The sequence below is a fragment of the Escherichia sp. 10290 genome, assembly GCF_030295155.1.
GTDB lineage: Bacteria > Pseudomonadota > Gammaproteobacteria > Enterobacterales > Enterobacteriaceae > Escherichia > Escherichia coli_F.
Window position 1 is genome coordinate 2967831 of record NZ_AP025741.1, and the last position, 11832, is coordinate 2979662.

The 11832-nt window shown below is 53.5% G+C and carries 11 protein-coding genes; 1 reads left to right on the top strand and 10 read right to left on the bottom strand.

Annotation, left to right across the window (positions count from 1 at the left end):
* Positions 1-20: 20 nt before the first annotated feature.
* The 9 genes from purF to pdxB form a co-directional block, all read right to left on the bottom strand.
* Positions 21-1538, bottom strand: coding sequence for an amidophosphoribosyltransferase (gene purF, locus QUE74_RS14945; RefSeq protein ID WP_000334213.1), 1518 nt, complete (start codon positions 1536-1538; stop codon positions 21-23).
* Between the two features lie 36 nt (positions 1539-1574).
* Positions 1575-2063: a colicin V production protein gene (cvpA, locus tag QUE74_RS14950; RefSeq protein ID WP_000262113.1), complete on the bottom strand. Its 489-nt coding sequence runs from the start codon at positions 2061-2063 to the stop codon at positions 1575-1577.
* Between the two features lie 440 nt (positions 2064-2503).
* Positions 2504-3166 (bottom strand): cell division protein DedD, encoded by a 663-nt coding sequence (dedD, locus tag QUE74_RS14955; protein ID WP_000146990.1) that lies wholly within the window; start codon positions 3164-3166, stop codon positions 2504-2506.
* Positions 3156-4424 carry a bifunctional tetrahydrofolate synthase/dihydrofolate synthase gene (gene folC, locus QUE74_RS14960; RefSeq protein WP_000584568.1) on the bottom strand — a complete coding sequence of 423 codons (1269 nt, stop codon included), beginning with the start codon at positions 4422-4424 and terminating at the stop codon, positions 3156-3158. The genes dedD and folC overlap by 11 nt, the downstream gene beginning before the upstream one ends.
* Positions 4425-4493: 69 nt before the next feature.
* On the bottom strand, positions 4494-5408 hold the full coding sequence (gene accD / locus QUE74_RS14965; RefSeq protein ID WP_000118404.1) for an acetyl-CoA carboxylase, carboxyltransferase subunit beta: 915 nt from the start codon (positions 5406-5408) through the stop codon (positions 4494-4496).
* A 155-nt stretch (positions 5409-5563) separates the two neighbouring features.
* Positions 5564-6223 (bottom strand): DedA family protein, encoded by a 660-nt coding sequence (locus tag QUE74_RS14970; protein WP_000364335.1) that lies wholly within the window; start codon positions 6221-6223, stop codon positions 5564-5566.
* A gap of 82 nt (positions 6224-6305) precedes the next feature.
* Positions 6306-7118, bottom strand: a complete 813-nt coding sequence (truA, locus tag QUE74_RS14975; protein ID WP_001283589.1) for a tRNA pseudouridine(38-40) synthase TruA — start codon at positions 7116-7118, stop codon at positions 6306-6308.
* Positions 7118-8131 (bottom strand): aspartate-semialdehyde dehydrogenase, encoded by a 1014-nt coding sequence (locus QUE74_RS14980; protein ID WP_001289165.1) that lies wholly within the window; start codon positions 8129-8131, stop codon positions 7118-7120. Before QUE74_RS14980 ends, truA begins: the two co-directional genes overlap by 1 nt.
* A 65-nt stretch (positions 8132-8196) precedes the next feature.
* Complete coding sequence (pdxB, locus tag QUE74_RS14985; protein ID WP_000699133.1) at positions 8197-9333, bottom strand: 4-phosphoerythronate dehydrogenase PdxB; 1137 nt, start codon at positions 9331-9333, stop codon at positions 8197-8199.
* Between the two features lie 98 nt (positions 9334-9431).
* On the opposite strand from pdxB, the gene flk reads away from it, so the two are divergent.
* Positions 9432-10427 carry a flagella biosynthesis regulator Flk gene (flk, locus tag QUE74_RS14990; protein WP_000615830.1) on the top strand — a complete coding sequence of 332 codons (996 nt, stop codon included), beginning with the start codon at positions 9432-9434 and terminating at the stop codon, positions 10425-10427.
* Here flk and QUE74_RS14995 read toward each other — a convergent pair.
* A complete protein-coding gene (locus QUE74_RS14995; RefSeq protein ID WP_000127741.1) occupies positions 10424-11602 on the bottom strand; it encodes an arabinose transporter in 1179 nt (392 codons plus the stop codon). The genes flk and QUE74_RS14995 overlap by 4 nt on opposite strands.
* Positions 11603-11832 lie beyond the last annotated feature (230 nt).

Consider the following 11832-nt stretch of genomic DNA (forward strand, 5'->3'; position numbering starts at 1 on the left):
CGGCACCCTGAGCGAAGTCATTATCCTTCGTTATGCATTTCGAGATTTTCCACTTCGTTCTGACGTTGCACGGCTTTAGCGTCGTCATTACGTAAAGTATCAAGGAAATCGAGGTAGCCCTGATCAACATCTTTGGTGACGTAAACGCCGTTGAACACCGAGCATTCAAACTGCTGGATATCCGGGTTTTCCGCACGGACGGCTTCGATCAGATCATTCAGATCCTGGAAAATCAAACCATCAGCACCGATGATCTGGCGAATTTCATCTACTTCGCGACCGTGAGCGATAAGCTCCGTGGCGCTCGGCATATCGATACCGTAAACGTTCGGGAAGCGAATTTCCGGTGCCGCTGAGGCGAGATACACTTTCTTCGCTCCGGCTTCGCGTGCCATCTCGATAATCTGCTCAGAAGTGGTGCCACGGACGATGGAGTCGTCGACCAGCAGGACGTTTTTATCGCGGAACTCGGCGCGGTTGGCGTTCAGTTTACGGCGCACGGACTTACGACGCAGCTGCTGGCCAGGCATGATGAAGGTGCGGCCAACATAGCGGTTTTTAACGAAGCCCTGGCGGTACGGTTTGCCCAGAATACGAGCAATTTCCAGCGCGATATCACAAGAGGTTTCCGGAATTGGGATCACCACGTCGATATCCAGATCTTCCCATTCGCGAGCAATTTTCTCGCCCAGCTTGGTGCCCATATTCACACGCGCGCTGTAAACGGAAATTTTGTCGATGAACGAGTCTGGTCGGGCAAAGTAAACATACTCGAACAGGCACGGATTGCTGACCGGGTTGTCAGCGCACTGGCGGGTAAACAGCTGCCCTTCTTCAGTGATGTAAATCGCCTCGCCTGGGGCGACATCACGCAGGAACTCAAAGCCCAGGGTATCGAGCGCAACGCTTTCGGAAGCGACCATATATTCTGTGCGATTGTCGTCGATATCACGTTTCCCCAGTACCAGCGGACGAATACCGTTAGGATCGCGGAAAGCCACCATACCGTGGCCGATAATCATCGCCACACAGGCATACGCACCGCGGATTAAGCGGTTTGTAGCGGCGATGGCGGCGAAGATGTTGTCGGCTTCCAGCGGGTAGTGGCGGAAGTTGTCCAGCTCGCTGGCGAAGATATTAAGCAGAATTTCCGAGTCGGAAGTGGTGTTGATGTGGCGGCGTTTTTCTTCAAACAGTTTTTTACGCAACTCATGAGCGTTGGTCAGATTGCCGTTGTGGGCAAGCGTGATGCCATACGGGGAGTTAACGTAAAACGGCTGCGCTTCAGAGGCGCTGGAGCTACCAGCCGTGGGGTAACGCACATGACCAATGCCCATATTGCCCTGCAAACGCTGCATATGGCGAGCTTCGAAGACATCGCTCACCAGCCCGTTCGCTTTACGCAAACGGAAGCAATTATTGGCATCAATGGTGATGATGCCGGCGGCATCCTGACCGCGATGCTGAAGCACCGTTAAGGCATCATAAATCGACTGGTTAACCGGCATAACACCGGCGATACCGACAATACCGCACATACGTCTTTTTCCTCGTTAAGCCACATCTCAGAGCACTTACGCTCTGGGCAAGAAACTTGACGAGCTTTGCAGATAATCAAAAAACCATCTGATGATAAAACTGAACTGCGGGATCAGCTGTGATTTGCTCCAGTCTTCGCTTTTCGACACCCCGGTAAAGGAGTCGAGAAAGAAGAGAATGGCAGCAACAATCAACACACCGCGCAACGCACCGAAACAGACGCCCAGCACCCGGTCGGTGCCTGACAACCCCGTTTTCTCCACCAACTGGCCTATCACGAAGTTCACGATAGCACCAACGATCAGGGTAGCGATAAACAGTACCGCGATGGCAATCCCATTTCGAACCAGTTCGTCTTCAAAGCCCGTAAACCAGACTGACAGGTAAGTGTAGTAATGACTGGCAACAAAGAAAGCACAACCCCATGTCACCAGCGATAACGCTTCACGAACAAAGCCGCGGATCAGGCTAACCAGAGAGGAAAAAGCAATCACCGCGATTATGGCGTAATCAATCCAGACCATATGTGTCCCACGATTTTACGCCCTGTCATCCTGTTCGGGGCGCATTCTAACAGAAAAAGAAAACGTTTGCGTAGGGATTTCCTTCCCACGCTTCAATAAAAATGGCGCTGAAAAAATATTCAACGCCATCGACTTTTTATGCCTTTGCAGCATCGGGCAATGCGTGTCGGATGCGGCGTGAACGCCTTATCCGACCTACGGTTCTACTCCTGCACAGGCCTGATAAGACGCGCCAGCGTCGCATCAGGCAACGACTGTCGGATGCGGCGTGAACGCCTTATCCGACCTACGGTTCTACTCCTGCACAGGCCTGATAAGACGCGCCAGCGTCGCATCAGGCAACGGCTGTCGGATGCGGCGTGAACGCCTTATTCGACCTACGGTTCTACCCCTGCGCAGGCCTGATAAGACGCGCCAGCGTCGCATCAGGCAAAACCGTATTAATTCGGTGTATAGCCCATCACCACGCCACTTAAGCCAGAAAGCTGCTTGAGTTCACCCAGCGAACCTTTCAGCTTATCTTTCGAGGCATCTGGCCCAACCAGAATACGGGTAATTTTACCCTGCACCGGCGTGGATGGCGACGTATAAACCCGATAACCGGCACCGCGCAGCTTACCGACAATCTCATTCACTTTATCGGCATTTTTCAGCGCGCCCAGCTGGACGACATACGCTTTACCCGTCGGGGCGGCTTTTTCTTCCACGACCGGCTTCGGTTCTGGCTTCGGCGCAGGTGCTGCTTCAACCTTCGGTTTAGGCGGTTCCACCGGTTTCGGCTTCGGTGGGGCGACCGGTGCAGGTTCCGGTTCAAACTCGGTGTTATTGGCTGCAATAGTGGCCGGATCGAGCGACGGCGCGGCAGCATCACCTGCCCGCACCTCTTCCGCTGCGCCTTCTGGCGGCTGTGTCGGCAACGCCTGGGTGGCGGCTGGCATCATATCAGGCTCATCGCGATCGCCCGCTTTCGGCACCAGAGGGATTGCCGCGAACTCATCCTGATAATGCTTTTTCTGCCCGTCCAGCAACCCTGGAAGTACAATCACCCCCAGCGCCACCAGCACGATCGTACCCACTAACCGATTCTGAAACTTACTTGCCACCGATTCTCCTCGCGTCAATCACTTCCATGACATGTGCGACCGTGTGGAACGAACCACACACCAGCACGGTATCTTCCGCTTTAGCGTCCGCCATTGCGGCATCCCATGCCTGCGCCACGCTATCAAATGATTTGCCGTTACCCAAATGCTCAAGCAGTTGTTCTGCCGTGGCACCGCGCGGCCCTTCCAGTGGCGCACAATACCAGTCATCAACCACGCTTTTCAACCAGGCCAGAGTTCCGGCAATATCTTTATCATGTAGCATACCGATAACCGCCAGAACGCGCCCGTTTTTCGGTAACGCTTTCATACGCCCGGTGAGATATTCCGCCGCATGTGGATTATGCGCGACATCAAAAATAACGCGTGGCGACTCGCTCACAATCTGGAAACGTCCCGGCAAAATTGCGCTGGCAATCCCGTCACGAATGGCATTTTCACTGACCTCCAGCCCGCTGGCACGCAGTGCCGCCAGTGCCGTTGCGGCATTCGGTTGCGGGACAAGCGGCAACGGCAGATTTTCCAGCGTGCCGTGAGCATCGCTGAACGTCCAGTCATTGTCACTGACGGAATAGTTCCACTCAACGCCCCGACGTTGTAGCAGTGCGCCTTTTTCCTGCGCCACATCAGCAATGGTAGAAGGCATTTCAGGCTCTCCGACAATTGCCGGTTTTTCATTGCGGAAAATCCCTGCTTTCTCACGACCAATGCTTTCGCGATCTGGCCCCAACCAGTCGGTATGATCCAGCGCAATGCTGGTCACCACCGCAACATCAGCATCGACAATATTGGTTGCATCCAGACGTCCGCCCAGCCCTACTTCCAGAATCACCACGTCAAGTTGTGCCTGTTTGAACAGCCACAACGCCGACAGCGTACCGTACTCGAAATAGGTCAGGGAAATATCACCGCGTGCCGATTCAATCTCCGCAAAAGAGGCTGTGTGGGCCGATTCCGGCAATTCCTGGCCCTGCACACGAACGCGCTCGGTATAACGCACCAGATGTGGCGAACTGTAGACGCCCACTTTGTACCCTGCCGCCATCAGAATCGACTCCAGCGTACGGCAGGTGGTGCCTTTGCCATTCGTACCCGCAACGGTAAATACAAATGGCGCTGGTTTCAGAACGCCAAGACGTGCCGCGACCTGGCTTACGCGCTCAAGGCCAAGATCGATAGTTTTACTGTGCAGGTTTTCCAGATAAGAAAGCCACGAAGCCAGAGGCGACGCGGCTTGAGGAGTGCGTTTGATAATCATGGTATCCGCTGATTCGTTACGGTGAGAATAGCAAAAGGGCAGAGCCAGTGGCCCTGCCCTTATCAGTTATCAGGCCTCAGGTTCCTGATCCGGTACCGGTGGCACCACTACGCCTTCACGCGGCGCTTCAGGATTCGGCGCTGGCAGATTCATCAACTTCGCCAGAATGCTCGCCAGTTTCAGGCGCATTTCCGGACGACGGACGATCATGTCGATGGCGCCTTTCTCGATCAGGAATTCACTGCGCTGGAATCCTGGCGGCAGTTTTTCGCGAACGGTCTGTTCGATAACACGCGGACCGGCAAAGCCGATTAACGCTTTCGGTTCAGCAATATTGAGATCGCCCAGCATGGCGAAACTTGCAGAAACACCGCCCATGGTCGGGTCGGTCAGCACGGAGATGTACGGCAAGCCGCGCTCCTGCATTTTTGCCAGTGCCGCAGAGGTTTTCGCCATCTGCATCAGCGACATCAGTGCTTCCTGCATACGTGCGCCACCAGACGCGGAGAAGCAGATCAGCGGGCAGTTATCTTCCAGCGCCTGCTCAACGGCACGTACGAAACGTGCACCTACCACAGACCCCATGGAACCGCCCATAAAGGCGAACTCGAATGCCGCAGCGACAACCGGCATTCCATACAGGGTGCCTTTCATCACCACCAGCGCATCTTTTTCGCCGGTTTCTTTCTGCGCAGATGCCAGACGGTCTTTATACTTCTTGGAGTCACGAAACTTCAGCACATCTTTCGGCTCAAGCTCGCTACCCAGCTCCACAAGGCTTCCTTCATCTAACAGGCTATGCAGGCGATTACGCGCTGTCATACGCATGTGATGGTCACACTTCGGACAGACCTCAAGATTACGTTCCAGCTCAGCGCGGTATAAAACCTGACCGCAGCTATCACACTTAGTCCACACCCCTTCAGGAATGCTCGCCTTGCGGGTGGGAGTAATGTTGCTTTTAATTCGTTCAATCCAGCTCATTAGGGACCTTTCTGTCTGAACCTGGTTCGATGCCAGTTTTATCTTTGGGGACGCATAATGCCATTTTTGTCCCCAACAGACCATGAATGTTGCACATTAAAACATAACAGCCCGAAACTTTGGATAAAAAAGTGGTCGAACCGCGGAGTTACTTTTTATTTTGCGGCGCGTGCCGCAGCGCGTTTGTGACGGATAATTTCGATGACGCCCGGCAAAATGGAAACCACAATAATCCCGACGATCAGCAGCTTAAGGTTATCCTGAACCATCGGAATTGTACCGAAGAAATAGCCTGCGTAGGTAAAAAGCAGTACCCACAACAGTGCGCCGATCACGTTATAGGCAGCGAAATGACGGTACGACATGTGGCCCATCCCTGCGACAAAGGGGGCAAACGTTCTGACGATTGGCACAAAACGGGCGAGAATAATGGTTTTGCCGCCGTGTTTTTCATAAAACTGATGAGTTTTGTCGAGATAGCTACGACGAAAAATTTTCGAGTTCGGATTACTGAATAATTTCTCACCGAACAACCGTCCTATGGTGTAGTTGACCGCATCACCAACAATCGCGGCAATTAACATCAGTACCACCATCATATGAACATTGAGATCGTTGGTTTCAAGCGAGGCCAGTGCCCCTGCAACAAACAGCAGCGAATCTCCCGGTAAGAACGGCGTTACCACCAGACCGGTTTCACAGAACAAAATCAAAAACAGGATGGCATAAACCCAGACGCCATACTCTGCGACCAGTTCTGCCAGATGCACGTCAATGTGCAGGATAAAATCGATGAGGAAATAAATCAGGTCCATATTAGCCTATGCCTTGTACTCGTCATCTTTCAGGCTGTAACTACGTTGGCTACAGCCTGAAATGTTCCGAGCATTATTCTCGTTAGTCCGCCAGAAATAGCGGGCCCATTGGCGGTTTTGGAAGATCAAACCGGTCAGGGTAATCCACCGCGACCAGATACAGTCCTTCCGCTTTTGCCGTTGCTGCCGCCAGCGTTCTGTCCTTTGCCGCCAGCAGTTCTGCTATCCAGCTCTCCGGCTGGTTGTGGGCACCGACTTCCATCAGGCTGCCTACAATATTCCTGACCATATGATGTACAAAGGCATTTGCTTTGATATCTACCACCACATAAGGACCGTGACGCGTGACATTAATATGCATAACGTTGCGCCACGGGGTTCGGGACTGGCACTGCACCGCACGGAACGAGGTGAAATCATTCTCGCCCAGCAGGCATTGCGCGGCCCGATGCATCCGTTCAGCGTCCAGCGGTTCGTAAAAATGGGTTACCCCTTTACTCAGCACTGCCGGACGCAGCCGATGATTGTAGATGATGTAGCGATAACGGCGAGCCGTGGCGCTAAATCGGGCATGAAAATCATCAGGTACAGCTTTAACCCAACGCACGGCGATGTCACCAGGTAAATTCGCATTTACGCCCAACGTCCACGCAGCGTCTTTACGCTGTGCGGTAGTTTCGAAATGCACAACCTGCCCTGTACCGTGTACGCCTGCGTCGGTACGCCCGGCACAAAAGACGGTGATCGGTTCGTTCGCCACCTGAGAGAGTGCCTTTTCCAGTTTCTCCTGCACACTGCGTACTTCGTTCTGCCGTTGCCAGCCGTAATACTTACTGCCGTCGTACTCAATGCCCAGCGCAATTTTGTAAACTGGCGGTTGTTGCTGGTCGGACATTAGTACAGATACTCCTGCACCAGTTTCTCGGCGATTTTTACTGCCATCAGCGCGCCGCCAAAGCGAACGTTATCGGCCACTGACCAGAACTGGACTTGCTCCGGCATACCGTAGTCATTGCGTACACAGCCAACGGAAAGATGCGGCGTACCAGAAGCATCCCCCACCTGCGTCGGGAATTCGTTCTCTTCAGAGAGCACAATATCTTCGCCCTGGGCAAACGCATCACGCGCTTCTTCTGCCGCCAGCGGACGCAGAGCTTCAAAGTTGACCATCTGGGCATGACCGTAAAATACCGGTGCCTGAACAACACTTGCCGAAATCATCAGCCCTTCGTCTTGCAGAATTTTGCGTACTTCGTCAACGATACGACGTTCTTCACGCACGCTACCTTCGCTATCCGGCAGTAACGGCAGCATGTTGAACGCCAGCTGACGACCGAAGAAATCCTCTTCATCAATCGGAATACCGTTCAACAGTTTCGCGCTCTGTCCTGCTAACGCATCGACCGCTTTTTTACCCTGGGCGGAGGCAGAAATCAGGCTGGTGACGCTGATACGTGACAAACCGCCCTGATCGATTAACGGTTTCAGTGCTGCCAACAGCTGGCTGGTCAGGCTGTCCGGTACGGCGATGACATTTCGGTTGCGGTAATCGGTCAGTACAAACGGGTTAACTTCCGGCACCACCAGCGGTACGTCAGGTTCGAGAGCAAACAATCCGCTGCTGTCGATCACCAGGCAACCTGAGTTGGTCGCTTCTTCAACCCAGGCAGCGGTAGCTTCTTTGCCTGCGACAAAAAACGCCAGTTGCGCCTGCGTCCAGTCGAATTCAGCGGCATCCTGCACGGTGATTGTCTTACCACCAAAGCGCAGTTGTTCGCCTGCGCTTTCGTTACGTGCCAGTGCATAAATTTCCCCAACCGGGAACTGACGTTCAGCCAGCGTTTCAAGCAGGGCTTCGCCCACAGCGCCAGTTGCGCCCAGGACGGCAATGTTCCAGCCTTCAGACATGGTGGTTTACTCCAGAAATAGCAAAGCTCTCTGCCAATGTTACAGCAGAGAGCATGAAGAAGAGATTAACGTGCCGGATGATGAACGGCGTTAAAACCCAGTTTACACAGCAATGATGCCGCACTGGCGTCATCACAAATCACATACAGAGATGACCATTCACGGCGCTCAAGATAGTTTTTGCGCAGTTTATCGAACTCACCCGGTATCCCGGCGACTTTACGCAGCGGTGCGTCATCGCGGCGCACATCATACACCAAATGCACCAGCCTTTTCAGTGTCGGTTGATCGAGCGGACCATGCAGTGTAATACGGCCAAACTCTGGCGCGGGTAGCAACGTATCAAGCGCAACGTGTTGCTCACGCCCAATAAACTTGCTATACGCTTCAAATACTTGCGTAGTGCCACGGGCTTTACCTTCGAGGGTGTAACCCGCAATATGCGGCGTGCCGATATCCACTTTTTTCAGCAATTCCACGTTGAGTTCCGGTTCGCCTTCCCAGACATCCAGCACTACGCTTAACTTCTGACCTTCATTCAGACAGGTCAACAGGGCAGTATTATCAACGACTGCGCCACGGCAGGCGTTAATCAAGATCGCTCCCGGCTTCAGGTTACGAATCAGTTTTTCGTCCGCTAGATGCAGCGTTTTGTAAGGTCCGTCTTTAAAGAGTGGCGTATGGAATGTCAGGATATCCGCATGCTGGACTAATTCATCCAACGAACGGAAATCGCCCTCATCCCCACGATCGGCACGCGGCGGATCGCAAAGCAAGGTTTTGATCCCCAGCGCTTCCAGTCGCGCCTGTAAACGCCGACCAACGTTACCAACGCCCACGATCCCCACGGTACGCTCATGCAGTGAAAATCCATCGCGTTCAGCAAGCATCAGCAGTGAGGAGAAAACATATTCCACCACCGCAATCGCATTACAGCCAGGTGCTGCGGAAAAACCAATTCCCGCCTGCTTTAACCATGCTTCATCGACATGGTCGGTTCCCGCTGTGGCTGTGCCAACAAATTTAATGGGTTTTCCTGCCAGCAAAGATTCATTCACTTTCGTGACCGAACGCACCATCAGCGCATCCGCATCTGCCAGTTGAGCTACTGGGATTGGACGCCCCGGAACCGCAGTCACCTCACCCAAACGGCTAAATAAGTCGCGGGCATAAGGCATATTTTCATCAACAAGGATTTTCACGTTTGTGTTACCTGTATGAGACGAGAGTTAACCGGACAAGTGTGCCATAATCTCGCGGCCAGGCATACTTGCGATGATTTCAGGTATAAGGATACGTAATGATACAACCTATTTCCGGCCCTCCTCCTGGGCAACCACCAGGTCAGGGAGATAACCTGCCGTCTGGCGCGGGCAATCAGCCTTTATCCAGTCAGCAACGTACTTCGCTGGAAAGCTTAATGACGAAAGTGACTTCGCTGACGCAACAGCAAAGAGCAGAACTGTGGGCGGGTATCAGGCATGATATTGGCCTGTCGGGAGATTCGCCGCTGCTTTCGCGTCACTTTCCCGCCGCTGAGCATAATCTGGCGCAACGTTTGCTGACCGCGCAAAAAAGCCATTCTGCCCGCCAGCTTTTAGCCCAATTGGGTGAGTATTTACGCCTGGGGAATAATCGTCAGGCGGTCACGGATTATATTCGTCATAACTTTGGTCAGACGCCACTGAATCAGCTCTCACCGGAGCAATTAAAAACCATTCTCACCCTGTTGCAGGAAGGGAAGATGGTTATCCCGCAACCGCAGCAGCGCGAGGCGACCGACCGTCCGTTATTACCGGCGGAGCACAATACGCTCAAACAGCTGGTTACCAAACTTGCGGCGGCAACGGGAGAACCCAGCAAGCAGATCTGGCAATCGATGCTGGAACTTTCCGGGGTGAAAGATGGTGAGTTAATTCCAGCGAAACTGTTTAACCATCTGGTGACCTGGCTGCAGGCGCGTCAGACGCTAAGCCAGCAAAATACGCCGACGCTGGAATCACTACAGATGGCGCTTAAACAACCTTTAGATGCCAGTGAACTGGCGGCGTTATCGGCATATATCCAGCAAAAATATGGCCTTTCTGCGCAATCATCGCTTTCTTCAGCCCAGGCTGAGGATATCCTTAATCAGCTTTATCAACGGCGGGTTAAAGGGATTGATCCGCGTGATATGCAACCGCTGCTTAATCCTTTTCCACCGATGATGGACACGTTGCAAAACATGGCAACGCGTCCCGCGCTGTGGATACTATTAGTCGCGATTATCCTGATGCTGGTCTGGCTGGTTCGTTAACCCCGACGAAACGACAGTATCGTGACAATAATTCCCAGCACCGCAGAGATCGCCCCGGCAAGAAATACCGATGAGTAACCAAATGTGGTCGCCAGCATTCCCGCCAGCGGCCCGGAGACGCCGAGGGCGATATCCTGAAACGCGGCGTAACCGCCCAGCGCGGTGCCACGAACTTGTGACGGTACACGTTTAACCACCTCCACGCCCAGCGCAGGAAAGATAAGCGAACATCCAGCTCCGGTTAAGGCCGCGCCCGCTAATGCGACCCACGCACCTGGCGCCTGCCAGAGCAGCAACAAGCCCACTGTTTCTACAAGCAGAGAAACAATCGCCACTTTCACGCCGCCAAAACGGTCCGGCATCCAACCAAACATTACGCGCATCACGACAAATGCCCCGCCAAACGCGGTAAGAGTAAAGCCCGCCATCGCCCATCCTTTGCTGGCAAAGTAGAGCGAAACGAAAGTTCCGATAACCGCAAAACCCACGCCTTGTAGCGCCAGACCTAACCCTGGTTTCCAGATAAGCCCGACAACGCTCCACAGCGATGGACGTTCTCCCGCCAGGGCCGGTACTTTGCGCACTGTGCCGTTGCAGGCCCACGCCAGTATGGGTAATGCCATTGTGGTGAGCGCCAGTGCAGCAAAACCGTAATGGCTATGAATCAACAGGCCAAGCGGTGCACCAACAGCGAGGGCACCGTAAATAGCCATTCCGTTCCATGACATCACTTTGCCGGAATGTTTTGGCCCAACGATGCCCAATCCCCAGGTCAGAGCGCCCGTCAGTAACTGGCTTTCACCAAAGCCAAGAATCAAACGTCCGACGACCAACAGAGCAAATTTGAACGGTGCGGAGACGGGCAAAATCGCCGCCAACAGCAGTGCGCCCCCCGCCAGACCACAAGCTAACATCCCCTGAAGCGCCGAACGTTTTGCACCATATTGATCGGCCAGTCGCCCGGCATAGCCACGCGTCAGCACCGTAGCCAAAAACTGAATGCCGACGGCAATCCCGACCATGGTGTTGCCATAGCCCAGCTCATGATGAATAAACAGCGGGATAACCGGCAATGGTAACCCTACGGTCATGTAGGTGAGAAAAACCGCAAAAGCGATGCGGAAAAGCGAAAAATTGGCAGAAGATCGTGTTTCGGTTTGGCTTACAGCAGTCATGCATTACTCCAGAATGCAGCGCGAGGCGAGGAATTTCCCCGTCTCATCTCTCTGGTTTCAGGGTTACGGTACGCGTTGGCAGGATTTAACGCGTACGTCTTTTCAGAAGGAAATCGACAAAGCGGGAAGTTTGCCTGGAACAGGCGGCGATTGTCAATGATGTGAAAAAGGGAACCATCGGGTTCCCTTTTGCGTTAGTGTCGAATGCCGCATTGGCGCGTATCGTCGGA

What these genes read in the sequence shown, in the direction of transcription:
- purF (WP_000334213.1), bottom strand. Translation starts at nt 1,538, where the DNA reads ATGTGCGGTATTGTCGGTATCGCCGGTGTTATGCCGGTTAACCAGTCG.
- cvpA (WP_000262113.1), bottom strand. Translation starts at nt 2,063, where the DNA reads ATGGTCTGGATTGATTACGCCATAATCGCGGTGATTGCTTTTTCCTCT.
- folC (WP_000584568.1), bottom strand. Translation starts at nt 4,424, where the DNA reads ATGATTATCAAACGCACTCCTCAAGCCGCGTCGCCTCTGGCTTCGTGG.
- accD (WP_000118404.1), bottom strand. Translation starts at nt 5,408, where the DNA reads ATGAGCTGGATTGAACGAATTAAAAGCAACATTACTCCCACCCGCAAG.
- QUE74_RS14970 (WP_000364335.1), bottom strand. Translation starts at nt 6,223, where the DNA reads ATGGACCTGATTTATTTCCTCATCGATTTTATCCTGCACATTGACGTG.
- truA (WP_001283589.1), bottom strand. Translation starts at nt 7,118, where the DNA reads ATGTCCGACCAGCAACAACCGCCAGTTTACAAAATTGCGCTGGGCATT.
- QUE74_RS14980 (WP_001289165.1), bottom strand. Translation starts at nt 8,131, where the DNA reads ATGTCTGAAGGCTGGAACATTGCCGTCCTGGGCGCAACTGGCGCTGTG.
- flk (WP_000615830.1), top strand. Translation starts at nt 9,432, where the DNA reads ATGATACAACCTATTTCCGGCCCTCCTCCTGGGCAACCACCAGGTCAG.
- QUE74_RS14995 (WP_000127741.1), bottom strand. Translation starts at nt 11,602, where the DNA reads ATGACTGCTGTAAGCCAAACCGAAACACGATCTTCTGCCAATTTTTCG.